The 26566-nt window shown below is 70.0% G+C and carries 21 protein-coding genes and 2 tRNA genes; 17 read left to right on the top strand and 6 right to left on the bottom strand.

Annotated features, from left to right (window positions below; genetic code table 11):
* Window positions 1-137: 137 nt before the first annotated feature.
* On the top strand, window positions 138-2159 hold the full coding sequence (locus ABZ016_RS02885) for a serine/threonine-protein kinase (protein WP_356914737.1): 2022 nt from the start codon (window positions 138-140) through the stop codon (window positions 2157-2159).
* Between the two features lie 94 nt (window positions 2160-2253).
* On the opposite strand, the gene ABZ016_RS02880 is transcribed toward ABZ016_RS02885, so the two are convergent.
* Entirely contained in the window at window positions 2254-3753 is a 1500-nt protein-coding gene (locus ABZ016_RS02880) for an amino acid permease (RefSeq protein ID WP_356914736.1), read from the bottom strand.
* A gap of 275 nt (window positions 3754-4028) precedes the next feature.
* Here ABZ016_RS02880 and ABZ016_RS02875 point away from each other — a divergent pair, with 275 nt between their 5' ends.
* Together ABZ016_RS02875 and ABZ016_RS02870 are read left to right on the top strand one after the other, a co-directional pair.
* Window positions 4029-4514, top strand: a complete 486-nt coding sequence (locus ABZ016_RS02875; protein ID WP_356914735.1) for a ribose-5-phosphate isomerase — start codon at window positions 4029-4031, stop codon at window positions 4512-4514.
* A 103-nt stretch (window positions 4515-4617) separates the two neighbouring features.
* Window positions 4618-5427: a DNA-formamidopyrimidine glycosylase family protein gene (locus tag ABZ016_RS02870; protein WP_356914734.1), complete on the top strand. Its 810-nt coding sequence runs from the start codon at window positions 4618-4620 to the stop codon at window positions 5425-5427.
* A gap of 13 nt (window positions 5428-5440) precedes the next feature.
* Here the strand turns inward: ABZ016_RS02870 and ABZ016_RS02865 are convergent, their stop codons facing one another.
* Window positions 5441-6694, bottom strand: a complete 1254-nt coding sequence (locus ABZ016_RS02865; protein WP_356914733.1) for a GNAT family N-acetyltransferase — start codon at window positions 6692-6694, stop codon at window positions 5441-5443.
* A 162-nt stretch (window positions 6695-6856) separates the two neighbouring features.
* Between ABZ016_RS02865 and ABZ016_RS02860 the strand changes: the two genes are divergently transcribed.
* A complete protein-coding gene (locus tag ABZ016_RS02860; protein WP_356914732.1) occupies window positions 6857-8035 on the top strand; it encodes a PP2C family protein-serine/threonine phosphatase in 1179 nt (392 codons plus the stop codon).
* Between the two features lie 119 nt (window positions 8036-8154).
* Complete coding sequence (locus tag ABZ016_RS02855) at window positions 8155-8616, top strand: HD domain-containing protein (protein WP_356914731.1); 462 nt, start codon at window positions 8155-8157, stop codon at window positions 8614-8616.
* Between the two features lie 15 nt (window positions 8617-8631).
* Here ABZ016_RS02855 and ABZ016_RS02850 read toward each other — a convergent pair whose 3' ends face one another.
* On the bottom strand, window positions 8632-9810 hold the full coding sequence (locus tag ABZ016_RS02850) for an acyltransferase family protein (protein WP_356914730.1): 1179 nt from the start codon (window positions 9808-9810) through the stop codon (window positions 8632-8634).
* A 635-nt stretch (window positions 9811-10445) separates the two neighbouring features.
* On the opposite strand from ABZ016_RS02850, the gene ABZ016_RS02845 reads away from it, so the two are divergent.
* Both ABZ016_RS02845 and ABZ016_RS02840 read left to right on the top strand, forming a co-directional pair.
* Window positions 10446-10640 carry a hypothetical protein gene (locus ABZ016_RS02845; protein ID WP_003990237.1) on the top strand — a complete coding sequence of 65 codons (195 nt, stop codon included), beginning with the start codon at window positions 10446-10448 and terminating at the stop codon, window positions 10638-10640.
* 109 nt (window positions 10641-10749) lie between these two features.
* On the top strand, window positions 10750-13248 hold the full coding sequence (locus ABZ016_RS02840; RefSeq protein ID WP_356914729.1) for a PQQ-binding-like beta-propeller repeat protein: 2499 nt from the start codon (window positions 10750-10752) through the stop codon (window positions 13246-13248).
* 69 nt (window positions 13249-13317) lie between these two features.
* On the opposite strand, the gene ABZ016_RS02835 is transcribed toward ABZ016_RS02840, so the two are convergent.
* Complete coding sequence (locus ABZ016_RS02835; RefSeq protein ID WP_356914728.1) at window positions 13318-13521, bottom strand: hypothetical protein; 204 nt, start codon at window positions 13519-13521, stop codon at window positions 13318-13320.
* A gap of 225 nt (window positions 13522-13746) precedes the next feature.
* Window positions 13747-13817, bottom strand: a tRNA-Gly gene (locus tag ABZ016_RS02830).
* A 164-nt stretch (window positions 13818-13981) separates the two neighbouring features.
* On the opposite strand from ABZ016_RS02830, the gene ABZ016_RS02825 reads away from it, so the two are divergent.
* From ABZ016_RS02825 to clpX, 5 genes are all read left to right on the top strand, one after another.
* Window positions 13982-14058: transfer RNA gene (locus ABZ016_RS02825), tRNA-Pro, on the top strand.
* Between the two features lie 193 nt (window positions 14059-14251).
* The gene (tig, locus tag ABZ016_RS02820; protein ID WP_356914727.1) at window positions 14252-15640 is read left to right on the top strand and encodes a trigger factor; all 1389 of its coding nucleotides are present in this window, start codon (window positions 14252-14254) and stop codon (window positions 15638-15640) included.
* Window positions 15641-15971: 331 nt separating this feature from the next.
* Window positions 15972-16577: an ATP-dependent Clp protease proteolytic subunit gene (locus tag ABZ016_RS02815; RefSeq protein WP_052310444.1), complete on the top strand. Its 606-nt coding sequence runs from the start codon at window positions 15972-15974 to the stop codon at window positions 16575-16577.
* A gap of 110 nt (window positions 16578-16687) precedes the next feature.
* Complete coding sequence (locus tag ABZ016_RS02810; protein WP_356914726.1) at window positions 16688-17395, top strand: ATP-dependent Clp protease proteolytic subunit; 708 nt, start codon at window positions 16688-16690, stop codon at window positions 17393-17395.
* 182 nt (window positions 17396-17577) lie between these two features.
* Window positions 17578-18864 carry an ATP-dependent Clp protease ATP-binding subunit ClpX gene (clpX, locus tag ABZ016_RS02805; protein ID WP_356914725.1) on the top strand — a complete coding sequence of 429 codons (1287 nt, stop codon included), beginning with the start codon at window positions 17578-17580 and terminating at the stop codon, window positions 18862-18864.
* Window positions 18865-18927: 63 nt separating this feature from the next.
* Here clpX and ABZ016_RS02800 read toward each other — a convergent pair whose 3' ends face one another.
* Window positions 18928-19875, bottom strand: a complete 948-nt coding sequence (locus ABZ016_RS02800; protein ID WP_356914724.1) for a hypothetical protein — start codon at window positions 19873-19875, stop codon at window positions 18928-18930.
* Between the two features lie 138 nt (window positions 19876-20013).
* Here ABZ016_RS02800 and ABZ016_RS02795 point away from each other — a divergent pair, with 138 nt between their 5' ends.
* The 5 genes from ABZ016_RS02795 (at window position 20014) to ABZ016_RS02775 (ending at window position 26479) form a co-directional block, all read left to right on the top strand.
* Window positions 20014-22644, top strand: a complete 2631-nt coding sequence (locus ABZ016_RS02795) for a valine--tRNA ligase (RefSeq protein WP_356914723.1) — start codon at window positions 20014-20016, stop codon at window positions 22642-22644.
* 167 nt (window positions 22645-22811) lie between these two features.
* Complete coding sequence (locus tag ABZ016_RS02790) at window positions 22812-24332, top strand: Mur ligase family protein (RefSeq protein WP_356914722.1); 1521 nt, start codon at window positions 22812-22814, stop codon at window positions 24330-24332.
* A gap of 6 nt (window positions 24333-24338) precedes the next feature.
* Complete coding sequence (locus ABZ016_RS02785; RefSeq protein ID WP_356914721.1) at window positions 24339-24698, top strand: DUF4233 domain-containing protein; 360 nt, start codon at window positions 24339-24341, stop codon at window positions 24696-24698.
* Between the two features lie 82 nt (window positions 24699-24780).
* Window positions 24781-25194, top strand: a complete 414-nt coding sequence (ndk, locus tag ABZ016_RS02780; RefSeq protein ID WP_003990226.1) for a nucleoside-diphosphate kinase — start codon at window positions 24781-24783, stop codon at window positions 25192-25194.
* A gap of 265 nt (window positions 25195-25459) precedes the next feature.
* Window positions 25460-26479 carry a rod shape-determining protein gene (locus tag ABZ016_RS02775; RefSeq protein WP_004001297.1) on the top strand — a complete coding sequence of 340 codons (1020 nt, stop codon included), beginning with the start codon at window positions 25460-25462 and terminating at the stop codon, window positions 26477-26479.
* The last annotated feature ends 87 nt before the right edge of the window (window positions 26480-26566 follow it).

Below are 26566 nucleotides of genomic sequence, written 5' to 3'. Positions count from 1 at the left end.
GCCTGAATTCGCAGCACTGAAAGAGGTACCACAAGATTTCCCCGCACTATCCTGGTACGGCACGAAGTGTGACCGTTGTGTTTCACTGGGAGCCGGTCGCGGCGTCGTGGAGGGGGTGCAGCGGATTGCCGGGGAATATGAACAGCGGCGGTGTTCCAGGGATATTGGTGGCGGGACGCTATCGGCTGGTCGAAAGTATCGGCCAGGGGGGAATGGGGCGGGTGTGGCGTGCCACCGACGAAATACTCGACCGGCAGGTCGCCGTCAAGGAAATGCGGATCGACGGTCTGGACGCCGAGGACAGCGGGACGCGCCGCGAACGCACCCTGCGCGAGGCCAGGGCCACGGCCCGGATCGACCACCCCAACGTCGTACGGGTCTACGACGTGGTCGACGAAGGCGAACGCCTGTGGATCGTCATGGAGTTGGTCGCCGGCCGCTCCCTCGAACGGATCCTCGCCCAGGAGGGCCCGCTGAGCCCCGGCGAGACGGCGCGGATCGGGCTCGGGCTGGTCGCGGCGCTGCGGCAGGTCCACGCGGGGGGAGTGCTGCACCGGGACATCAAGCCCGGGAACGTGCTGGTCGAGAACGGTGGAGGAGCGGCCGGATCCCGACGGGGGAGAGGCACCGCTTCCGGCCAGGGCCCGGAGCCTCGTCCGGCTGAACGGCGCGTCGTCCTCACGGACTTCGGCATCGCCGCGATCCAGGACGCCAAGGCGCTCACCATGGTCGGCATGCTGGTCGGCTCGCCCGACTACATGGCCCCCGAGCGCATCTCCGGGCACCCCCAGGGGCCGCCCTCCGACGTCTGGTCCCTCGGTGCGACGCTCTGCGCGGCCCTGGGCGGCCGTTCCCCCTTCGCCCGCGAGACCACGCTGGCCACCCTGCACGCGGTGCTGTACGAGGAGCCCGAACTCCCCGCCGCTTCAGGCCCGTTGCGCGGCATCCTGACGTCCCTCCTGGCGAAGGACCCGTCGGCCCGCCCCGGCTTGGAGGACCTGGAAACGGCCCTGGAACCGGTGGCGTTCCCGGTGCCGACGGCGGTTGTGCCGGGGATGGGGCCGGAGCCGAGGCCAGGTTCCGGGCTGACGCCGGGGCGGGACCCGGCGCGGGGTGAGGAGCCGGAACCGGAGCCCGGCCCGGAGACACGGCCGTCCTCCGAACCGGCCCAGGAGCCTGTCGCGGTGGTGCAGCCCCCTCGGCCACCTGTCCCACAGGACCCACGCCGCCCGGCCCCCCGGCCCGGAGCGGCACCACCCCAGCACCCGCAGCACCCTGCCCCCAGCCCCAGGCGCACCCCCGGCACAGCGGCACCGCCCGCCCCCGCGGCACCCACGGGCCCCGCGGCGAAGGCCCAGCCGAGCACCCGCCCTTCAACAGGCCCCGCCGCTGCCACCCACCACCCCAGCCCCGTCTCTCTCGCCCGGGCCCAGGCGGCGACCGAAGGCCGCCCCCACCCCACACCCACACCCACCACCATGCCGCCGGGCGAACTCCCGGGACCGGCCGCACCGGCCGCCACCAGCCCTCGCGCAGGCAACCGCCGTACCGTGCTCGCCGCCGTGGGGGCCACGGTCGCGACAGCCGGGGCCGTCGTGGGGATCCTGCTGGCGACGCAGTCGGGCGCACCGGGCGACGACGAGCCCCGCGCGGGCTCCTCTGCGTCCGCCCCGTCCACCACCGGCTCCACCCTCACCCCCTCACCCACCGTGGAGGGCACGTCCAGGCCGCGGAGCCTGCCGCCCGGCGCGCACCGGGAGGCCGGTGGGTTCGCCTGGACGACGCCGGACGGCTGGCGCAGGGACGTGAAGACGGGCGCGGAGGTGCACTACACCTCCCCGGACGGCGCGCAGGAACTCGTCGGCAAGTCGTCCCTGGCCCGCGGCGACCTGCTGGAGACCTGGCAGACCTCAGAGCGCAACGCCCACCAGGGCGAGGACTACCGCAAGATCCGACTGGAGGAGACGACGTTCCGCGGCCACCCGGCGGTGGTCTGGGAGTACACGTTCACGCTGAAGGGCGTCGGCTGGCACGCCCGGCTGCTCGGCTTCAACGCCGGCGGCAAGTCCTACCAGGTCAACACCTGGTACGAGGCGAGCGTCGAAACGCAGGCCCTGGCCACGTACGAGCAGGTGAAGGACAGCTTCACCGTGCTCTAGGGGCACCTCGCGGGCAAAAGGGAGGGGCCTGCGGTGCGCGTCCTGGAAGGACACGCGCCGCAGGCCCCGCGAACGGAGGGCAGGCGCCCGGCGGTCAGCCGGCCGGGACCTCGTCCCGAGCCTGCGCGGCTTCGGCGGCCCGCCGCCTGCCGCTCGTCTTCTCCTTCACGAAGGAGATGACGAGGACGATCGCCGCGACGAGCAGCGACAGCAGCATGGTGGTGCGCCCGTCGTGCTCGGTGTCGGTGAGCATGTAACCGAGGATGAACACGATCAGCGCGGCCGTGGCCCAGGTCAGGTACGGGTAAAGCCACATCTTCACGACGAGCTTCTCCGGCGCCTCGGCCTGGATGATCTTCCGCATCCGCAGCTGGGAGAAGCAGATCACCAGCCACACGAACAGGGCGACCGCGCCGGAGGAGTTCACGAGGAACAGGAAGACGGAGTCCGGGAACTTGTAGTTGAAGAAGACGGCGACGAAGCCGAACAGCACGGACACGAGGATCGCGGTCCGCGGCACACCACGGCCGGTCGTCCGGGCGAAGCCCTTCGGGGCGTCGCCGCGCTGGCCGAGCGAGAAGGCCATGCGGGAGGCGGTGTACAGGCCGGAGTTGAGGCAGGACAGCACCGAGGTCAGCACGATGAAGTTCATGATCTGACCGGCGTGCGGAATGCCGAGGGAGTCCAGCGCGGCGACGTAGGAGCCGTCGTCGGTGATGGACTTGCTGTCCCATGGCAGCAGGGACACCACGACGAAGATCGAGCCGAGGTAGAAGACGGCGACACGCCAGATGATGCTGTTGGTGGCCTTGGTGACGGCCTGCTGCGGGTTCTCCGACTCACCGGCGGCCAGGGTGGCGATCTCACTGCCCATGAAGGAGAAGACGACCAGGAGCACACCGGTGAGGATGGCGCCGGCCCCGTGCGGCAGGAAGCCGCCGTGCGCGGTGAGGTTGCTCAGTCCGGCCTGGTCGCTGTCGACACCAGGCAGCAGGCCGAAGACGGCCAGCCCACCGATGACGATGAACGCGGCGATCGCGACGACCTTGATTCCGGCGAACCAGAACTCGAACTCGCCGTAGGACCCGACGGAGACCAGGTTGGTGGCGGTGAGCACCAGCATCACGATCAGGGCCCAGCCCCACTGCGGCACGGCCGGTATCCAGCCCTCCAGGATCACGGCGCCGGCGGTCGCCTCGACCGCGAGCACGACGACCCAGAAGAACCAGTACAGCCAGCCGATGGAGAAGCCGGCCCAGGGGCCGAGGGCGCGGTCGGCGTGCGCGGAGAAGGACCCGGAGGTCGGGTTGGCGGCGGACATCTCACCCAGCATCCGCATCACCAGCACCACGAGCGTGCCGACGAGGGCGTAGGAGAGGAGGATGCCGGGTCCGGCGGTGGCGATGCCGGAGCTGGATCCGACGAAGAGGCCGGCTCCGATGACACCGCCGATGGCGATCATCGACAGGTGCCGGTTCTTGAGCCCGGCCTGCAGTCCGGAGTCGTGCGCTCCGCCGCTGCCGCCGGGGCCGCCGGGGTCTCCGGGGCCTCCGCGATCGTTTCCGGTCGTCTTCGTCGTCGGCTGCGAGGTCATGGAACGGATTTCCTTTGCGCCGGGGGGCTGTACTTGTACGGACCGCACGAGCCGCACGAACGGGGTGTGTCGTGGCGTGACGGCGTACAGGGGCTCGTACGAGCGGTGTACGAGCCGGTCCAGTGAATCGGAGGCGAACGAATAGGAGAACCTTTGAATCCAGATTGTTACTTGAGGTTTTCCTGAGCTTCCGTAATGCGCCTCACATTCGGCTCAGGGTTTCGTGAGCGCCACCCCGCGCACCTTCCCCGAAACACCCGTGTCACACTCATCCCATGCGCGTGTACCTCGGCTCGGACCATGCGGGCTACGAACTCAAGAACCACCTCGTCGAATGGCTGAAGGCGGCGGGTCACGACCCCGTCGACTGCGGCCCGCACATCTACGACGCCCAGGACGACTACCCGCCCTTCTGCCTCCGCGCCGCGGAGCGCACGGCCGCGGACCCCGACGCCCTCGGCGTCGTCATCGGCGGCTCCGGCAACGGCGAGCAGATCGCCGCGAACAAGGTCAAGGGTGTCCGCGCGGCCCTCGCCTGGAGCGAGGAGACGGCCGGGCTCGGCCGTCAGCACAACAACGCCAACGTCGTCGCCGTGGGCGCGCGCATGCACTCGCAGGACGAGGCGACGAAGTTCGTCGAGGTCTTCCTCAGCACGCCGTTCTCCGGTGACGAGCGTCACATCCGGCGCATCGACATGCTCAAGGCCTACGAGACGACCGGCGACCTGCCCCCCATCCCCCCGCACCACCCCCAGCAGTAACGGGACCGCTCCCCTGCGCACACGGCCCAGGGGGGCGAAGCCGCGTCCGGGCGCAGGTCCGCTCCGGGCGCGTGGGCCGAGGCGACGATCACTGGAGAGACCCGTGCCGGAAGGCCACACCATCCACCGGCTGGCCCAGGACTACGCCGCCGCCTTCCTCCACACCGCCCCACGGACGACCAGCCCGCAGGGCAAGTTCACCCCCGCCGCCACCCTCCTCGACGGCGCGGAACTCACCCGCACGGAAGCCCACGGCAAGCACCTCTTCCTCGGCTTCCGCGACACCGACTGGATCCACATCCACCTCGGCCTCTTCGGCAAGGTCACCTTCGGCCCGGCCCCCGCGCCCCCGCCCACCGGCACCGTCCGCCTCCGCCTCGCGAACGACACGGCGTACGTCGACCTCCGCGGCCCCACCACCTGCGCCCTGATCACACCCCCGGAGAAGCAGGCGATACACGACCGCCTCGGCCCCGACCCGCTCCGCGACGACGCCGACCCGGACACCGCGTACCGCCGCATCGCCCGCAGCCGTACGACGATCGCCGCCCTGCTCATGGACCAGAAGGTCATCGCAGGCGTCGGGAACGTCTACCGCGCGGAGGTCCTCTTCCGGCACCGCATCGACCCGTACCGCGCGGGCAAGGACATCACCCCGGCCGAGTGGCACGCCGTCTGGACCGACCTGGTCGAGCTCATGCACGAGGGCGTCCGCAACAACCGCATCGACACCGTCCGCCCGGAACACACCCCGGAGGCCATGGGCCGGCCGCCCCGCGTGGACGACCACGGCGGCGAGGTGTACGTCTACCGCAGGGCCGACCTGCCCTGTCACATCTGTGGCGGCGAGATCCGCACCGCCGATCTCGCCGCCCGCAACCTCTTCTGGTGCCCGGGCTGCCAGCGCCCCTGAACTCCCCGCCGGGTCAGAACCCGTGCGGCAACCACGGTGCGACGCCGGCCCCGAACCCCATCGAGGCCTCGGCCACGGCTCCCCGCCGCACCTCCCGTACCCGCCCGGCGGCCGCCAGCGCCGAGAGACTCACCCCGCCGAGATACACCGACCCCAGCTCCCGTACCGACAACGCGACGTCCGCCGCCTCCGTCGTACGCTCGCAGGACGCCCCCTTCGCATCCCCGCTGAGCCGCCAACGCCCCGCGTTCCAGGGGCAGAACGCGTCCTCCACCTCGAACACCACGTCCACCGGCGCCTGGTACGTCCGGGCCTCCAGCGCGGCGCCCAGCTCCACCGGACGCACGTACAGCGAATCCCGCAACCGCGGCCGGCACCGCCGTATGTCGGACACCAGGTACTGCCACGCGTCGTCGACCGGCCGGCCTCGTATCACCAGCTTCGACGTCAGGTCGATGCCGAACAGGAACCGCCAGAGCGCGGCGTCCGCCGCGGGGTCCAGGGCGGCCGAGTCCTCCAGGATCACCGTGCCCTCGGGCCCGGCGAGTTCCCAGTCCGGCTTGACGCGGAACCGCGCGTACCCGACCGTCTCGCCGTCCCGCTCGGCGAGGACGCACTGCAACGGCGACGCCCCCTCCCGGCCGCTCTCCGGATCGAGCAGCCCGAGCCGCTCCCAGCCGGGCTGCCGGGCCAGCATCCCCGGGCGCGACGGCACCAGACGCGCGTACACGGCCTCGCACACGTCGAGCACGTCGGCGGGAACGGCGTATCGCACCCGCACCTCGTCCGTGCCCGCGGGCAGCGACGACAGCCGCACCCGGCTCGTGTCGACCTCGGCGTTCAACTGGAAGGTGGCGGCGCCGTACCCGAAGCGCCCGTAGATCGCCGGCTCGGAAGCGGTGAGCACGGCCAGTGGCTCACCCCAGGAACGGACGTCGTCCAACTGCCGCCGCATCATCGAGGTCAGGACACCGCGACGCCGGTGCGTGGCGGCCACGCTGACCATCGTGACGCCCGCGGCCGGCACCGAGGCACCGCCGGGCACGGTGAGCCGGAAGCCGAACGCCCCCGCCGTCCCGACGCAGTCGTCCCCGTCCCACACGCCGAGTGAACGGTCGAACTCGGTCAGCGAGTTCCACAACTCCCGTTCCTCGGCGGCCTCCGGCACCCCGCCGAAGCCCCGTACGAGAGTGTCGTACCACTTGTCCCAGTCGTCCTGCCGAAGCACCCGCAGGGTCGCGGCGGAGCCGGTCGAGTCAGTCGCCATGGGCCATGCCTATCAGTGCAATGCGGGGCGAGCGAGGGAATTTGTCCCGGGCGGCGGCGGGGCGCCACGTGGTGAAGTTCACTGTGAAGTCGGCGCTCGGACGGGGGACAAGTGGGACCTCCCGTGCCAAGCGGCTGGTCCGATGGATAGGGTCCCGAACTAATGGCATCAGGACGAGAGCGGCGCGCGGAAGCCGAGACGTTCACGGCCCGGTTGAAGAAGCAGTGGCACCGGGCCCGCGTCGGCGTGCGCCGAGCCGCCGTGGACTACTTCCGCGGTGACGGCTCGGACTGGATCGCCCTCGCCGGACTGTTCCTGACCGTCCCGCTGATCGCGGCGGCGACGCTGGCGAACTCGGTGTGGTTCTCACCGGCCGCGCTGGTCCTGCCGGTCGTCGTGGGCGGACTGCTGCTGCGCCCGGCAAGCCTGCTCGGTCTGTACGCGGCGGCGGCCACGGCGCTGATCGTCGAGTCGGTGCAGCTGGGCCCGTACACGGAGGGTCCGTCCAGGGTCACCCCCGGCATCGTGCTCGTGGTCGCGGCCTGCGGTTTCTTCGGGCTGCTCCTGGCCCAGTTCCGCAGCCGGGTCGGTGTGCCCTGGAGGCGCGGCGGCACCATGCTGTTCGACCTGCGTGAACGCATCCGGGTGCAGAGCAAGCTGCCCGACCTGCCCGACGGCTGGCACCGGGAGATGGCCCTGCGCCCCGCGGGCGGCCAGTCCTTCTCCGGTGACTTCGTGGTGGCGGCGCGCACCAACGGCGGCCGTACGCTCGAGGTCGTCCTCACCGACGTCTCCGGCAAGGGCATGGACGCGGGCTCCCGAGCCCTGCTGCTGTCCGGCGCCTTCGGCGGCCTGCTGGGGTCCCTCCCGCCGCACGCCTTCCTCCCCGCCGCGAACGGCTACCTGCTCCGCCAGGACTGGGACGAGGGCTTCGCGACCTCCATCCACCTGGTCCTCGACCTGGACTCCGGCGACTACGAGCTCTACTCCGCCGGGCATCCGCCGGGCCTGCAACTCAGCGCCGGAAGCGGCCGTTGGGAGGAGAAGGCCGCCGAGGGACCGCTCCTGGGGGTGTACGACGGCGCGCAGTTCGACCCCGTCAAGGGCTCGCTCCGCCCGGGTGACGTGCTGATGCTGTTCACGGACGGCCTGGTGGAGACCGCCGACCGCGACATCGTCGAGGGCATCGACCGCCTCACCGGCGAGGCCGACCGCTACGTGCCCGGCGGCTTCCACGGCGCAGCCTGGCACCTCATCGAGGCAGTGGCCAAGGACGTCAACGACGACCGGGCCCTGCTGCTGATCTGCCGAGAGGGCCCGACGGCTGCCGCCACCCGCTGAGGTGGGGTTTCCGTACCCCCGCTGGTGTACGGCTCGTTCGCCGCGGCGACCCTCGTGCTCGGCACCGCAGCGGCCACCCTGCCGGGCCGGGCGGCGCCGCGCGGGGAGACACTGGGGCGGTGACCGAGACACCCCGCACCCCGCTGACCCTGGCCGAGGTCGAGGCCATCGCCCGCGCCGCGCACGCCGGCCAGACCGACAAGGCGGGGCGGCCGTACGCCGAGCATCTGCGGGCGGTCGCGGAGGGCGTGCGGGCCAGGGGCGGCGACGAGGAGCAGATCGCGGCGGCCTGGCTGCACGACGCCGTCGAGGACGACGCGCTGTCACCGCGGTGGCTGCGCGAGGCGGCGCTGAGCGGCCGTACCAAGGACATCGTCCTCGCGGTCACCAAGCGGACCGGGGAGCCGCCCGAGGCGTACGCCGCGCGCATCCTCGCCACGCCCGGCGCGCTGCTGGTGAAGGAGGCGGACCTGGCGCACAACGCGGACCCGGCGCGCCTCGCGGTCCTCGACCCGGACACCCGGAAACGACTGACCGAGAAGTACGCACGGATGCGCGCACTTCTCGGTCTCGTCAGCTGAGTCCTGCTGTGGGGGTCAGGCGTTGACCTTCTCGCGTTCGCGCCGCTCGGCGCTCTGGCGTTCGCGGGCCAGCTCGGCCGCGTCCCGCTTGAAGGCCCACTCCATCTTCGGCTCCATCGCGAACCGGAACATGCGCTGCACCGGCTTGGTGCACAGCACCGTCACGACGGCGGCCGCGAGGACGGTCACGGCGATCTCGCCGAGCGGCTGGCGGAACCAGGTGGCTTCGAACCAGCCCTGGTAGTCGCCGGCCTTCACCAGGAAGCCGTGCAGCAGGTAGCCGTAGAGCGTGCCGGCGCCGAGGGCGGTGAACCACATGTGGCGGCGCGGCACCCAGGCGAAGAAGCAGGCGGTCAGCACCAGGGAGCAGCCGAACAGGGCGAGCACCATGACCGGGCCGGTCCACCACGGAGCGCCCAGCTCCTGCGCGGCGTCCCGGTGGTAGAACCACGCGGTGTTCATGCGCGGCACCGCCCACCAGCTGACGGCCAGCGCGGCCGCGAACACGGGCACCGAGGCGATCCGCACCGAACGGCGGCGCACCATCTGGAAGTGCTCGGGCTTCATCACCAGGCCCAGCACGAAGAACGGCAGGAACTGCAGGACGCGCTGCAGGTCCAGGTCGTCACCGATCTCGGGGGAGACGGTCGCCAGCATGGCGAGACCGAGGGCGAGCGGCAGCGGCCAGCGCGCCGTCTTCCAGATGGGGGTGGTCAGCCGCCAGATGAACAGCGCGACCAGGAACCAGGTCAGGTACCAGGGGTCGAGGAGGCTGATGTCCTGCCCCGGGTCGTCGTCGATCCACCGCTTGAAGAGCGGGTAGGCCGTCTCGAAGACGATGTACGGCACGGCGACGCCCGTGATCAGGCGCTTGAGCCGGTCGGGCCGCATGTCGAAACTGCGCGAGAAGTAGCCGGAGATGATGATGAACGCCGGCATGTGGAAGGCGTAGACGACCTGGTACGCGGCCTCGAGTATCCGGCTGTCGCCCTTGAGCGGCTCCCAGGCGTGGCCCATGGCCACCAGCACGATCGCGAGGTACTTGGCGTTGTCGAAGAACGCGTCGCGCTGCTTGCCGTTCTGGGGGCTCTGGGTGCTCTGCGGCGAGCGCGGGCTCGGCACTCCATCGGCCGATGACCGGGCCGGGGGAAGTGGCGCCTTGCGGTCGCCGTTCGGTCGCAGCGAGTTCGTCACTGACCCTCCCACCAGGAGTTCGGGGAGACGGTCCGGGACCTCGCTGCGCGTGCGGGGGACGGGGCAGCGTGGAACATCTGAGGCACCCTAGCGTTCCCTGCGGCTATTCGTAAAACGCCGGACGTTAATCCTGGCTATTCGCTGTGAGTACCCCGGATTACGGGTAGTTGACATCACTGTCGGCGTGATGGCCGACACATCATCCGTCGGTGGATTGCGTCCACCGTGTCAGTCCTTCTTGTCGGCATACTTCCGGACTAAGCAGTGCATAAGACCAGCAGGCGACTCCGGTGGAATGTCCGCCTCCGTGCCCTTGGGGACGCGCTCGCAGGGTCGTTGAGGGTCCTGTGGCAGCAATTCGAATTCGCTGCGAACGCGTTGTGTGGATACGGAAACGACCGGGGGGAATTCCCTGCCCGGGTGGCGTATCGAATTGCCGTACGAGTCTCCGCCGTTGGGGCCCGCCGTCGGGTCCCGGACAGACGTGACACCCGCGGCTCCGGACACCGGTGAGGTGGTCGATGCGTCACCGGCCGCATAGCGGGGCCGGGTTGGTGGCACGATGGTTCTGGCGGGGGTGCGCGGGGTCGCGTCCCCGGGCCGGGAGAGCGGACCGACCTAGGGTGTGATCAGTTGTGGCCATTTCACTGTCTGTGGTGCTGCTGTTGGCGATCATCCTTGTGGTGCTGCTGAGAGGCGGATCCATCAAGGCCGGTCCCGCGATCGTGGCGGTCCTCTTCGGCTTCTTCCTCGCCTCGACGGGCATGGCCGACGACATCCAGCGGTTCCTCAACTCGATAGCGGAGACCATCAACTCCATCAGCTTCTGACCGGGACGGGCCCGGGCCCTGTCCAGAGCCCCGCGCCGCGGGTCTCCGGCGCGGGCGGCTACGCTCGCCCCGACCACAGGACGGTGCGTGACGGGGGGAACGTACGGGGATGGCGCTGCGCGATTCCGACCCGGCGGAGGTGGGTGGCTACCGCATCGAGGACCGCCTCGGCTCCGGCGGCATGGGTGTGGTCTACCTGGCCCGCTCGGCCTCCGGCCGCCGCCTCGCGATCAAGGTCGTGCACGGTCAGTACGCCGACGACGACGAGTTCCGCGCCCGGTTCCGCCGCGAGGTGGCCGCCGCACGCCGGGTCAGCGGCGCCTTCACGGCACCGGTCGTGGACGCCGGCGCCGACGCCCCGCGCCCCTGGATGGCCACGCTCTACATTCCCGGCGCCGACCTCGGCACCCACATCCACCGGCACGGCCCGCTCCCGCTGCCCCGCCTGCGCGAACTCGCCGCCGGCCTCGTCGAGGCGCTGCGCGACATCCACCGGGCCGGAGTCGTCCACCGCGACCTGAAGCCGGCCAACGTGATGCTCGCCGACGACGGCCCCCGCGTCATCGACTTCGGCATCTCCCGCGCCGCCGAGTTCGCCGCCGCCGACGTCCTCACCCAGACCGGCCGCGTCATGGGCACCCCGCCCTTCATGTCCCCGGAGCAGTTCGCCTCCCCCCAGGACGTCGGCCCCGCCGCCGACATCTTCTCCCTGGGATCGGTCCTCGCCTACGCCGCGACCCGCCGCGGACCGTTCGACAGCCCGAGCCCCTACGAGACGGCCCTGCGGGTCGTCGAGGGCGAGCCGGACCTCTCCGGCGCACCGGACGAACTGCTCCCCCTCCTGTGCCTCTGCCTGGAGAAACACCCCAAGTCCCGCGCCACCCCCGACGAACTCCTGACCTACCTGCGCGACGGCCACGCACCCGCCCCACGCCCGGCGCCCGAGGGCCCGGCAACCGTTCCGGCCCGTCCCGGGGGCCCGGCCCAGTCCGGCCGCCCGGCGTCCGAGGGCCTGAGCACGGATGGGGCCCCGACCTGGTCCGCCCGCCCGGCGCCCGAGGGCCCGGCAACCGATTCGGCCCGTCCAGGGAGCCCGCCCCAGTCAGACCGCTCGGCGTCCGAGGGCCTGAGCGCAGACGGGGCCCCGACCCAGTCAGGCCGCCCGGCGTCCGAGGGCAGGAGGACAGATCGGGCACGTCCCGGGGTCCCGGCCCGGTCCGACAGCCCGGCAACCGATCCCGCTCCTCTCCGCACCCCGGCGACCCGGTCCGGCGGCACGGCGCCCGCGCCCACCCGGCCGTCCGGCGGCCGCAGGCGCCGGTACCTCCTCGCCGCGGCGGTCATGGCGGCCCTGACGGCCGTACTGGCCGCCACCACCGTCGTCCTCACCGACGGCCTCAGCCGTGACGACGACCCCGCCCCCTCAGCCCCCGCCGCCCGCAGCGACCTCCCCGAGGGCTGGAAGCCCTGGGCCACCGCCGCCAAGGCCCCGGCGGGCAGCGAGCGCGTCCTGGGCGGGGCCGACAACCCCCTCTCGGGCTGCGCCGCCGTCGACACCTCCCTGGTGTGTGCCGGCGCCTACTTCACGGCGACCCGCTTCGGTCTCGCCGACGGCCGCAACACCTGGTCCATGCCCGTCGACCCCACGCCCGACGAGAGTTTCGGCGACGAGGGCGCGATCATCGGCACCCACGACGGCCGCGTCTACGCCTACGAAGCCGACGAGCGGGAGGTGGGGAACGGCATCTGGAGCAGTTACCGGATCCTCGCCCTGGCCCCCGGCAGCGGCAAGGTGCTCTGGCGGACCCCGACCGGCAGCGGCCAGCTGGCCAGCACCCCCGACAGCACACAGGGCGCGTCCACGGCCGTGCCCGAGGGCGTCATCACCTTCTACGGACCGCAGGGCGACGAGTACGCCCTGCTCGACGCCGAGACCGGCGAGGTCCGATGGCAGCGCCCGAAGCCGGACGACCAGGGCGACTGCCTGCTGCGCACGGCCTCCGACCGCGCCTACCTCGTCTGTGCCACCTCGCCGGGAGAGCGCAAAGCCGCCCGTACCACCGTCGTCCAGCTCGACCCGGCCACCGGAAGGGCACGCTGGACCGTCGCGATCAAGGGCACCGCGGACGTGCTCGGCCAGCACGACGGGCGCCTGGTGCTCGCGGACGCCCTCACCGCGCGGAGCTTGACCCTGATCGACGTCTCCTCGCACGTGCTCACCGTGCGACGGCTCGCGCAGCCCCGGCCCGAGGACGCGAACGCGTACCTGGTGCGCGGCACCGTCTATTTCACGCGGGACAGCGGCGGCGTCCGCGCCGTCTCGCCGCGCACCGGCCGGACGCTGTGGGAGTCCAACTCCACCGTGGAGCAGCAGGGCCCGCCGACCGCCTCCGCCACCCACGTGTACTTCGCGTCCCCCAGCGGCCGCCTGGCCGCCCTGGACGCGAGCACCGGCGTGGTCGAGGCCACCCGGAACGGCCGCGACGACGGCGGCCGCGTCGACAGCGCGTTCGCCACCTCCGGAGCCCCTCCCGTCCTCGTCGGCGACGCCCTGTACGTCCCCTACGGCATCCGCTCCGTCTACACGGTGGACGTACGCGACCTCTGAGCCGGAAAATACCTCGGGCCCGGTTCCGAAGAACCGGGCCCGAGCCGTACAGGGCGGGTGACGGGGCCCTCAGGCGGCCGTCTGCGGCTGCCGCGCCGACACGGCTCTCACCGCCGAGCCCGAGACGAGCACCCCTGACAGAGCGATCAGGCTGGTCAGGATGTCCTGGATCTGTGCCGCCGGGGCGTAGACGATCACGATGACGACGAGCAGGGCCGCCCAGTCCCTCGGGCGAGCGATTGACAGTACAGAGCGGATTGGGACCACACTCATAGCGGTACCTCCTGGTACTCGGTGCCCGCCCCACCGATCATGCCGCCAAGCCCGTTCGGTGGTGCGGGCCTCCTGCTTGAGCCCCATAGTGGCGCCTTTTCCTGCAGGAGATATCCAGAGCGCCTCGGACGAGGCCCACGGTCCCCCCGGACGGGCGAAAGCACCCGGCATGCGGAAGGCCCAGGGAGAGGAAAACAACCTCTCGCCTGGGCCTTCGGCGTTCAGAGCGGGCGACGGGAATCGAACCCGCGTAGCTAGTTTGGAAGACTAGGGCTCTACCATTGAGCTACGCCCGCACAGCACGCGCCGCAGGTCGGGCGACCGCGGCACAGAAAGCATCGTAGCGGGTCGGACCCCCCGGCCGCACACCGCATTCCGGCCCGGGCCGACGAGGCGGAGCCCCGGTGGAAATGCGGCGGCCGCACCGCTCGTCGGCATGTACCCTACGTGTCGCACCAGACGGGGTGTGGCGCAGCTTGGTAGCGCGTCCGCTTTGGGAGCGGAAGGCCGTGGGTTCAAATCCCGCCACCCCGACCAGTCACTCGACCATGCCGGGTGATCGTCTGCCGATCACTCGTGCGATCGCCTTTTGGGCGGTGTAGTCGCTGCCGTTACTATGCAAGCTGCACGCCCGTGTGTCTCAGCGTCTGAAGTCCTCCGGGCGGCGAAATCCGCCGGGCCGCTCTGGCCCCGGCAGAAACCAAGAAGTCAGCCACAAGGAGACCGAACCGTGAAGAGCGCCGTGGAGACCCTGAACCCGACTCGGGTTCGGCTCACTGTCGAGGTGCCCTTCGAGGAGCTCAAGGACAGCCTCGACGCGGCGTACAAGAAGATCAACCAGCAGGTCACGGTGAAGGGCTTCCGCAAGGGCAAGGTCCCGGCCCGGGTCATCGACCAGCGGTTCGGCCGCGGTGCGGTTCTGGAGGAGGCGGTCAACGACGCGCTTCCGAAGTTCTACACCGACGCGGTCAACGAGGCCGAGCTCAACGTGCTGGGCCAGCCCGAGGTCGACATCACGGAGCTGAAGGACGGCGAGACGCTGAACTTCACCGCCGAGGTCGACATCCGCCCCTCCATCGAGATCCCGGACTTCTCCGGCATCGAGGTCGAGGTCGACGCGGTCGAGGTCACCGACGAGGACGTCGACAAGGCCGTCGAGGAGCTGCGCGAGCGCTTCGCCTCCACCTCCCCGGTCGAGCGCGCCGCCGAGGACGGCGACGTCCTGACGATCGACCTGCAGGCCAAGGTCGACGGCGAGGTCCTCGAGGACGGCGTCGCCGACGGCGTCTCCTACACCATCGGCTCCGGTGAGCTGCTGGACGGCATCGACGACGCCGTGAAGGGCCTGGAGGCCGGTGGCGAGGCCACCTTCACCTCCGAGCTCAAGGGTGGCTCGGCGGCCGGCAAGGAGGCCGAGGTCACCGTCAAGGTCACCCAGGTCGCCAAGCGTGAACTGCCCGAGCTGGACGACGAGTTCGCGCAGCTCGCCTCCGAGTTCGACACCATCGAGGAGCTGCGCGCCGACAGCCGCAAGCGCCTGGAGAACATGAAGCAGTACGACCAGGCCACGCAGGCCCAGGAGCGCGTCCTGGAGAAGCTGCTCGAGCTGGTCGAGGTCCCCGTCCCCGAGAAGCTGCTCGAGGACGAGGTCAACACCCGCAAGCACAACCTCGAGCACCACCAGCTCGGCCAGATGGGCCTCGACCTCGCCAAGTACCTGGAGATCCAGGGCAAGAGCGAGGAGGAGTTCGAGACCGAGACCCGTGAGGCCGCGGTCAAGGGCATCAAGACCCAGTTCGTGCTCGACGAGCTCGTCAAGCAGGAGAAGCTCAACGTCAACCAGGAGGAGCTCACCGAGCACCTCATGCGCCGCGCCGCTTCCTCCGGCATGTCCCCCGACCAGTTCGCCCAGGCCGTCGTCGAGGGCGGCCAGGTTCCGCTCCTGGTCGGCGAGGTCGCCCGCGGCAAGGCCCTGGCCGTCGTGGTCGAGAAGGCCACGGTCAAGGACACCAACGGCGAGGTCATCGACCTCGACGACGAAGAGGACGAGACCGAGGCCTCCACCGAGGAGACCCCGGCCGAGGCCGCCGAGTCCACCGAGGAGAAGACCGAGGGCTGAGCCTTCCGGTAACGCCGTAGAGACGGGCCCACGAGACGCACACTGCCTCTCGTGGGCCCGTCGGCGTATCGACCCCAGGGGCGCGGGGAACTGCGCGAGCGACCACGACGCGCCCTCCAGCCACTCACGGCCCGAAACCACTCCTGGCCCAGCCGCGCAGCGCTACGCCCCCGGCGAACACTCCCATCTCCGGGATTCCCCGACGGGACCCGCGCGTTAGGGTCCATGAATACGAGGGCAGTGGAGTCCCCGAACGGCTCCAGCCCCGCAGGGAAACGTGAGACGGCCCGGCGCCGTCGTAAGACGAGCAGGTGGATACGTGACGAATCTGATGCCCTCCGCCGCCGGCGAGCCTTCCATTGGCGGAGGCCTCGGCGACCATGTCTACAACCGGCTGCTCAACGAGCGGATCATCTTCCTCGGCCAGCCGGTCGACGACGACATCGCGAACAAGATCACCGCACAGCTGCTGCTCCTTGCCGCCGACCCGGACAAGGACATCTACATGTACATCAACAGCCCGGGCGGTTCGATCACGGCCGGCATGGCGATCTACGACACCATGCAGTACATCAAGAACGACGTGGTGACCATCGCCATGGGCCTCGCGGCCTCGATGGGGCAGTTCCTGCTCAGTGCGGGCACCCCCGGCAAGCGCTTCGCCCTGCCGAACGCCGAGATCCTGATCCACCAGCCCTCCGCGGGCCTGGCGGGTTCGGCCTCGGACATCAAGATCCACGCCGAGCGGCTGCTGCACACCAAGAAGCGCATGGCCGAGCTCACGTCCCAGCACACCGGCCAGACGGTCGAGCAGATCACCCGTGACTCGGACCGCGACCGCTGGTTCGACGCCTTCGAGGCCAAGGAGTACGGCCTCATCGACGACGTGATCCCCACGGCCGCCGGCATGCCGGGCGGCGGCGGCACCGGGGCCTGACCGGTCCCCACGGGGCCTGTGGCGCCCCGTGAGGCCCACGGAGCCCTCCCGGGCCCCCAGCGACCCCAGACAGCCCCAGCCGACCGCCTCAGCCCTTTTCAGGAGACACCGTGAACCAGTTCCCCGGCAGTGGGATCTACGACCGTATGCACGCCGTGCAGGACATGAGCGCCTCGCAGGGCCGCTACACCGGCCCGGAGGCCGAGTCCCGCTACGTCATCCCGCGCTTCGTCGAGCGCACCTCCCAGGGCATCCGCGAGTACGACCCGTACGCGAAGCTCTTCGAGGAGCGCGTGATCTTCCTCGGCGTCCAGATCGACGACGCCTCCGCCAACGACGTCATGGCGCAGCTGCTGTGCCTGGAGTCGATGGACCCCGACCGTGACATCTCGGTCTACATCAACAGCCCCGGCGGCTCCTTCACGGCGCTCACGGCGATCTACGACACGATGCAGTACGTGAAGCCCGACATCCAGACGGTCTGCATGGGCCAGGCGGCCTCCGCCGCCGCCGTCCTGCTGGCCGCCGGTACGCCGGGCAAGCGCATGGCCCTGCCGAACGCGCGCGTGCTGATCCACCAGCCGTACAGCGAGACCGGCCGCGGCCAGGTCTCCGACCTGGAGATCGCCGCCAACGAGATCCTCCGGATGCGCTCGCAGCTGGAGGAGATGCTGGCCAAGCACTCCACCACGCCGGTCGAGAAGATCCGTGACGACATCGAGCGCGACAAGATCCTCACGGCCGAGGACGCGCTGAGCTACGGCCTGATCGACCAGATCATCACCACCCGGAAGATGGACAACTCGAGCCTGCGCTGAGGCGAGAGGCTGTATCGTCTGCCGCCCCTTGGCACGGTTTGGCACGGTCCACGTCAAAGTGAACCGTGCCAAGGGGGGCCCGAACGAGGGGCCCGGCAAGGTACCGTCGGACATAAGGCAGCACCAGGAGTCCGCTTGGACGTCGGCGTCCAGGAGTCTCCCAGGCGAAGGGGAAGCACACCGTGGCACGCATCGGTGACGGCGGCGATCTGCTCAAGTGCTCGTTCTGCGGCAAGAGCCAGAAGCAGGTCAAGAAGCTCATCGCAGGGCCCGGTGTGTACATCTGCGACGAGTGCATCGACCTCTGCAACGAGATCATCGAGGAAGAGCTGGCCGAGACCAGCGAGGTCCGCTGGGAGGAACTCCCGAAGCCCCGCGAGATCTATGAGTTCCTCGAGGGGTACGTGGTGGGCCAGGAGGCCGCCAAGAAGGCCCTGTCCGTAGCGGTGTACAACCACTACAAGCGCGTCCAGGCCGGCGAGAACGGCGGGGCGAACGGCCGTGACGACGCCATCGAGTTGGCCAAGTCCAACATCCTCCTGCTGGGCCCCACGGGCTCGGGCAAGACCCTCCTCGCGCAGACCCTCGCGCGCATGCTGAACGTCCCCTTCGCGATCGCCGACGCCACGGCGCTCACGGAGGCGGGATACGTCGGCGAGGACGTCGAGAACATCCTGCTCAAGCTGATCCAGGCCGCCGACTACGACGTCAAGAAGGCCGAGACCGGGATCATCTACATCGACGAGATCGACAAGGTCGCGAGGAAGAGCGAGAACCCCTCGATCACGCGCGACGTCTCGGGCGAGGGCGTCCAGCAGGCCCTGCTGAAGATCCTGGAGGGCACCACGGCCTCGGTCCCGCCGCAGGGCGGCCGCAAGCACCCCCACCAGGAGTTCATCCAGATCGACACGACGAACGTGCTGTTCATCGTGGGCGGTGCCTTCGCCGGTCTTGAGAAGATCATCGAGGCCCGGGCCGGCGCCAAGGGCATCGGCTTCGGCGCGCAGATCCGCTCCAAGCGCGAGATGGAGTCCAAGGACCAGTTCCAGGAGGTCATGCCGGAGGACCTGGTCAAGTTCGGCATGATCCCCGAGTTCATCGGCCGTCTGCCGGTGATCACCTCGGTCCACAACCTGGACCGCGAGGCCCTGCTGCAGATCCTCGTCGAGCCGCGCAACGCGCTCGTCAAGCAGTATGAGCGCCTCTTCGAACTCGACGGTGTGGAGCTGGACTTCGAGCGCGAGGCCCTCGAGGCCATCGCCGACCAGGCGATCCTCCGCCAGACCGGCGCGCGTGGCCTCAGGGCCATCATGGAGGAGGTCCTCCAGGGCGTGATGTACGAGGTCCCGTCCCGCAAGGACGTGGCCCGGGTCGTCATCACGGCGGACGTCGTCCAGTCGAACGTCAACCCGACGCTGATCCCGCGGGACGCGCGGGGCCGCGGGCCGGGCGAGCAGAAGACCGCCTAGTCACCCACTGCACGCGAAGGCGCCCAGCACGGCTTGTGCTGGGCGCCTTCGTCGTTGCCGGCGTCAGGCCTTGACGCGGACTTCCTCGCGGATCTTGGTGGTGAGGTCGATCGCCACGTCCTGGGTGACGCCCTGCGCCGCCTCAGCCGGCGACACGATGGCGATGGTGCTGTAGTCGGCCCACGCGCAGAACCAGTTGACCTTCTCCTTCTTGGTCAGCTGGTCCTGTGACTTGGCCGACTGGCACTTCATGGCCGCGCCGTCGAGGTCGGCCTTCTCGGGCTCCCCGATCAATTCGGGCTTCGTGGACCCGGACGCGGCCTCCTTCTCGGACGACTTCTTGAAGTTGGCGAAGAACAGGTCCAGCGTCGCCTCCGGGTCGGAGATCTCACCGTACGCACCCGCCACCGTCAGAGTCTTGGCCGATGCCATCTTCGCCGCGGACGAGGGATCGTCGGGGTCGTAGTCGCTCAGGTCCACCGTGGAGTAGAGGCCCGCAGCGGTCTTGGCGCCCTTGACGCCGCTCTTCTCCAAATCCGAGGCGTTTCCGGCGGTCTGCCCCTCCTTCGTGGTGCGCTTGTACTCGGTGAGCACGGTGGCCGGCGTCGTCAGCTTGTGCGGCCCGTCGTCCTCCAGCCCACCACCCCCGCCGATCACGAAGTAGGCGCCCACGGCGATCGCGGCGACGACCGCGACCGCGCCGATGACGATGCCTGTCTTCTTCTTGCCGCCACCCGGCGGCGGGGGCTGGGGGACGCCGTACTGGGGCTGCTGGCCGTAGGGCGGCTGCTGGCCGTACGGGGGCTGCTGACCGTAGGGGCCGGGCTGGGGCGGGGCGCCCTGCGGGGCCTGCTGGGGGTAGCCGTACCCGGGCTGGGGCGGAGGGGCCTGCTGGGGGTAGCCGTAGCCGGGCTGGGGCGCCTGTGGCGGCTGGCCGTACGGACCCGGCTGGCCGTACGGACCGGGCTGCTGAGGTTGCCCGCCGTACGGGCCCGGCTGGTTGTAGCTCATGTTCTGGGTTCCCCTCCAGATGCTTGTGTGTTCGAGACATCCTGGCGCAGAGTCGCCGTGTGCATGGCATCGGGCCCCCCACCGTTACGAACCAAACTGGTTTAGGGACACGGACGTGACGCCTCTAAACTGACCCCCGTGACCGAGAACGCTCAGCAGCAGCCACCAGCGCCCAGCACCGACCTGCCGACCCAGTACGCGCCGGCCGACGTAGAGGGGCCGCTGTACGAGCGCTGGGTAGAGCGGGGTTACTTCGAGGCGGACGAGAAGAGCGACAAGCCGCCGTACACCGTCGTCATCCCGCCGCCGAACGTCACGGGCTCGCTCCACCTGGGGCACGCCTTCGAGCACACCCTCATCGACGCCCTGACCCGCCGCAAGCGCATGCAGGGCCACGAGACGCTGTGGCAGCCCGGCATGGACCACGCCGGTATCGCCACGCAGAACGTCGTCGAGCGGGAGCTCGCCAAGGAGGGCAAGTCCCGGCACGACCTGGGCCGCGAGGCCTTCGTCGAGCGCGTCTGGCAGTGGAAGGACGAGTCCGGCGGCCAGATCAGCGGCCAGATGCGCCGCCTCGGCGACGGCGTCGCCTGGTCCCGCGAGCGCTTCACCATGGACGAGGGCCTCTCCCAGGCCGTCCAGACCATCTTCAAGCGGCTCTACGACGACGAGCTGATCTACCGCGCCGAGCGCATCATCAACTGGTGCCCGCGCTGTCTGACCGCCATCTCGGACATCGAGGTCGAGTACCAGGACGACGACGGCGAGCTCGTCTCCATGAAGTACGGCGACGGGGACGAGACCATCGTCGTCGCCACCACCCGCGCCGAGACGATGCTCGGTGACACGGCCGTCGCGGTCCACCCCGAGGACGAGCGGTACAAGCACCTGGTCGGCAAGCAGGTCAAGCTGCCGCTGACCGACCGCTCCATCCCGGTCGTCGCCGACGAGCACGTCGACCCCGAGTTCGGCACCGGCGCCGTCAAGGTGACCCCGGCGCACGACCCGAACGACTTCGAGATCGGCCGGCGCCACGACCTCCCGGCGCTGACGATCATGGACGAGCACGCGGTCATCACCGCGCACGGCCCGTTCCAGGGCCTGGACCGCCTGGAGGCACGCTCGGCGATCGTCGCCGCGCTGCGTGCCGAGGGCCGGATCGTCGCCGAGAAGCGGCCGTACGTCCACTCCGTCGGCCACTGCTCGCGCTGCAAGACCACCGTCGAGCCGCGCCTGTCCATGCAGTGGTGGGTCAAGGTCGGCCCGCTCGCCAAGGCCGCGGGCGACGCGGTCCGCGACGGCCGCGTCAAGATCCACCCGCAGGAGATGGAGAAGCGCTACTTCGACTGGGTCGACAACCTCCACGACTGGTGCATCTCGCGGCAGTTGTGGTGGGGCCACCGCATCCCGGTCTGGTACGGCCCGGACGGCGAGGTCGTCTGCGTCGGCCCCGACGAGCAGCCGCCCGGCACCGAGGCCGACGGCTGGCGTCAGGACACCGACGTCCTCGACACCTGGTTCTCCTCCGGCCTGTGGCCGTTCTCCACGCTCGGCTGGCCCGAACAGACCGAGTCGCTCGCGAAGTTCTACCCGAACTCCGTCCTGGTCACCGGCTACGACATCCTCTTCTTCTGGGTCGCCCGGATGATGATGTTCGGCCTGTACGCGATGGACGGCACCCCGCCGTTCCACACCATCGCCCTGCACGGCATGGTCCGCGACCAGTTCGGCAAGAAGATGTCGAAGTCCTTCGGCAACGCGGTCAACCCGCTGGACTGGATGGACAAGTACGGCTCCGACGCGCTCCGGTTCACCCTCGCGCGCGGCGCCAACCCCGGTGTCGACGTCCCGATCGGCGAGGACTGGGTCCAGGGGTCCCGCAACTTCGCCAACAAGATCTGGAACGCGACGCGCTTCGCGATGATGAACGGCGCGACGGTCGACGGGCCGCTGCCCGACCCGTCGAAGATGTCCGCCACGGACCGCTGGATCCTCTCCCGCCTGAACACCGTCGTCGCCGAAGTCGACGCGTTCTACGAGGACTACCAGTTCGCGAAGCTGTCCGACGCCCTGTTCCACTTCGCGTGGGACGAGGTCTTCGACTGGTACGTGGAGCTGTCCAAGACGACGTTCCAGGCGGGCGGCGAGGCGGCCGAGGTCTCCAAGCGCGTCCTCGGCGAGGTCCTCGACGTCACGCTGAAGCTGCTGCATCCGGTGGTCCCCTTCGTCACCGAGACCCTGTGGACCACGCTCACCGGCGGCGAGTCGGTCGTCATCGCCGAGTGGCCGAAGGACAGCGGCTTCCGGGACGCCGGCGCCGAGCGCGAGATCGAGTCCCTCCAGTCGGTCATCACCGAGGTCCGCCGCTTCCGCGCCGACCAGGGCCTCCAGCCCGGCCAGCGGGTCCCGGCCCGGCTGACCCTGGACGGCACGCCGTTCGCGGCCCATGAGGCCGCCATCCGCCAGCTGCTCCGCCTCCAGCCGGAGGGCGACGGCTTCACCGCCACGGCGACCCTCCCGGTCGCCGGCGCCGAGGTCGCCCTCGACCTCTCCGGCACGATCGACGTGGCGGCGGAACGCAAGCGCCTGGCGAAGGACCTCGCGGCGGCGGAGAAGGAGAAGTCCCAGGCGACGGGCAAGCTCGGCAACGAGGCGTTCCTGTCGAAGGCCCCCGACCACGTCGTGGACAAGATCCGCACCCGCCTGGCCAAGGCGGAGGAGGACATCGCGCGGATCCAGGCGCAGCTGGAGCGTCTGCCGCAGGCGTAAAGGTTCGTACGGTCGTGGAGGCCCCGGTGCTGCTCAGCGCCGGGGCCTCCACGCACTCGCTTTCAGGGGCGCGGGGAACTGCGCGACAAGCCACACACAACCGGCACAAACAAGACGACACAAACCACCCCCGACCAATGTCACTGCCCCTCCGTAGACTGGGCCCCGTGAGCGAGCTCCCTCCAGACCACAGCGACGACCAGCCCGACCCCCTCGACACCTTCGACGAGATCATCTCCGAGGAGACCGACCGCGACCCCGACCTCGCGGTCATCGAAGCCGGCAGTCGAACCCTGCGCACCCAGGGCGGCCCGCCCGAGGCCGACATCCCGGCCCGGCCCTCAGACCCCGAGGTCGACAAGGCCCTGCGCGAGGTCGAGGCAGAGCTGGCCACGCGCTGGGGCGAGACCAAGCTGGAGCCGTCCGTCAGCCGTATCGCCGCTCTGATGGACGTGCTGGGAGAGCCGCAGCGGTCGTACCCGTCGATCCACATCACGGGCACGAACGGCAAGACCTCCACCGCCCGCATGATCGAGGCCCTGCTGGGCGCCTTCGAGCTGCGGACCGGCCGCTACACCTCGCCGCACGTGCAGTCGATCACCGAGCGCATCAGCCTGGACGGTGCCCCGATCTCCGCCGAGCGGTTCATCGAGACGTACGAGGACATCAAGCCGTACGTGGAGATGGTCGACGCCTCGCAGGAGTACCGGCTGTCCTTCTTCGAGGTGCTCACCGGCATGGCCTACGCGGCCTTCGCCGACGCCCCCGCGGACGTCGCCGTCGTCGAGGTCGGCATGGGCGGGTCCTGGGACGCCACGAACGTGATCGACGGTGACGTCGCCGTCGTCACGCCGATAGACCTCGACCACACCGACCGGCTCGGCACCACGCCCGCCGAGATCGCCACCGAGAAGGCCGGCATCGTCAAGCAGGGCGCGACCGTCATCCTGGCGCAGCAGCCGGTGGACGCGGCGCAGGTGCTGCTGAAGAAGGCCGTCGAGGTGGACGCGACCGTGGCCCGGGAGGGGCTGGAGTTCGGCGTCGTGGACCGGCAGGTGGCCGTCGGCGGTCAGCTGCTGACGCTGCGCGGGCTCGGCGGCGAGTACCCCGAGGTGTACCTGCCGCTGCACGGGGCGCACCAGGCGCACAACGCGGCCGTCGCGCTCGCGGCCGTCGAGGCGTTCTTCGGGGTCGGCGCGCAGCGGGCCGAGTCGCTGGACGTGGACACGATCCGCAAGGCGTTCGCGGCCGTCGCCTCGCCGGGGCGGCTGGAGGTCGTGCGGAGCTCACCGACGGTCGTGCTGGACGCCGCCCACAACCCGGCGGGCGCCCGGGCGGCGGCCGCGGCGATCGGGGAGGCCTTCCAGTTCAGCCGCCTCATCGGCGTGGTCGGCGCGAGCGGCGACAAGAACGTGCGGGAGCTGCTGGAGGCCTTCGAGCCGGTCTTCGCCGAGGTCGTGGTCACGCAGAACTCGAGCCACCGCGCGATGGACGCCGACGAGCTGGCGGGCATCGCCGTCGAGGTGTTCGGCGAGGAGCGGGTCCAGGTCGAGCCGCAGCTGCCGGACGCGCTGGAGGCCGCGATCACCCTGGCCGAGGAGGAGGGCGAGTTCGCGGGCGGCGGTGTGCTCGTCACCGGTTCCGTCATCACCGTCGGCGAGGCCCGACTGCTCCTGGGGAGGGGCTGAGATTCCGTGCGCACGCTCTGTTCCTCGACCCTGATCGGTGAGTTCTTCATCATCGGTTTCGCCGGGCTGGTCGCCATGAAGGATCCCGGCCTGTCCATGGCGACGGTGTGGACGGTCAGCGGTGTCGCGATGTTCCTGTGCCTGGTGCTGTGCGGCCTGGTGACGCGTCCCGGCGGGGTCGTGCTCGGCTGGGCGCTGCAGATCGGGCTCGTCGCCGCGGGCTTCGTCGTACCGATGATGTTCTTCCTGGGTGCGGTCTTCGCGGCCCTGTGGTGGGCGTCCGTGCACTACGGGCGGAAGGTCGACGCGGCGAAGGCGAGATTCGCGGCGGCCCAGGCCGATTCCTCCACGCCTGACGCTGTGTAACAGGCGCCCCGACACGCCGGGTAATCTCGTCTCACCGCACAACCGCACAACCGCACAACCTTGACGCATAAGGAGCCCCGTCGTGACCCAGCGCACCCTCGTCCTGCTCAAGCCCGACGCCGTCCGTCGCGGCCTGACCGGCGAGATCATCAGCCGCATCGAGCGCAAGGCGGGCTGGACGATCACCGCGCTGGAACTGCGCACCCTGGACCAGGACACGCTGGAGCAGCACTACGGCGAGCACAAGGGCAAGCCCTTCTACGAGCCGCTGGTGGAGTTCATGGCCTCCGGCCCGGTCGTGGCGCTGATCGTCGAGGGTGAGCGGGTCATCGAGGGGCTGCGCGCGCTCGCCGGTCCGACCGACCCGATCGCCGCCGCCCCCGGCTCCATCCGCGGCGACTACGGCGTGATCGTCCGGGAGAACCTGATCCACGCCTCGGACTCGGAGGAGTCCGCCGAGCGCGAGGTGAAGATCTTCTTCCCGGGGCGCGCGTAAAGCGCGAAGGCCGAGCAAAGTCTGGGGGCGCCGCTCCCAGACTTTTCTGGCATATAGGTGCCGATCGAGGGAACGATCGCCCCCGAACGCCCGTCTCCACAAGCGAACCCGCACAGCATCTGCTGACATTGGCGGAGACCCTCCCGCAGTGTTCGCGAAGGCGCGTCTACGATGGAAGCCTTCACGTCACAGCACCCACCTTTGCCTACCTGAAAAGCCCTCAAAAGCTCCTGGGAAGGCCAGACGAATCCTGATGGGGAACTCAATGTCGTTCATCGGCCGTGACATGGCTGTCGACCTCGGGACCGCCAACACGCTGGTGTACGTCAGGGGTCGTGGGATCGTACTCAACGAGCCGTCCGTCGTCGCGATCAACACCAACACCGGTGGCATCCTGGCGGTCGGCGCCGAAGCGAAGAAGATGATCGGGCGCACGCCCGGCAACATCGTTGCCGTACGTCCACTGAAGGACGGCGTGATCGCCGACTTCGAGATCACCGAGCGGATGCTCCGCTACTTCATCCTGAAGATCCACAAGCGGCGGTATCTGGCTCGTCCGCGGGTCGTCGTCTGTGTGCCCTCGGGCATCACGGGCGTCGAGCGCCGCGCCGTCATCGAGGCGTCGTCCCAGGCCGGCGCCCGCCAAGTGCACATCATCGAGGAGCCCATGGCCGCGGCCATCGGCTCCGGCCTGCCGGTCCACGAGGCCACGGGCAACATGGTGGTCGACATCGGCGGCGGCACCACGGAGGTCGCGGTCATCTCCCTCGGCGGCATCGTCACCGCCCAGTCCATCCGTGTCGCGGGCGACGAACTGGACAACGCGATCATCCAGCACATCAAGAAGGAGTACTCCCTCCTGCTGGGTGAGCGGACGGCCGAACAGATCAAGATCACGATCGGTTCGGCGTACGACCTCGACTCCGACGAGCACACCGAAATCCGCGGCCGGGACCTCGTCTCCGGGCTGCCGAAGACCGTCGTCATCTCCGCGGCGGAAGTCCGCAAGGCGATCGAGGAACCGGTCAACGCCATCGTCGACGCCGTCAAGACGACCCTCGACAAGTGTCCGCCGGAGCTGTCCGGCGACATCATGGACCGAGGAATCGTTCTGACCGGCGGCGGGGCGCTGTTGCGGGGCCTGGACGAGCGGCTGCGCCGGGAGACCGGCATGCCGATCCACATCGCCGAGGATCCGTTGGACAGCGTGGCGCTCGGCTCCGGAAAGTGCGTCGAGGAGTTCGAGGCGCTCCAGCAGGTGCTGGACGCTCAGCCGCGCAGATGACATAACTCTTCGATTCCGCCGTACGGGACGATCTCCTCTCGTACGGCGGATCGTTGATATAGATGCATAAGCTCCCACAAAAGCAGC

The organism is Streptomyces sp. NPDC006372 (genome assembly GCF_040612515.1).
In the GTDB taxonomy this organism is placed as follows: domain Bacteria; phylum Actinomycetota; class Actinomycetes; order Streptomycetales; family Streptomycetaceae; genus Streptomyces.
Note: the sequence above shows the minus strand (reverse complement) of the source record. Positions and strands in the feature narration are given on the sequence as shown.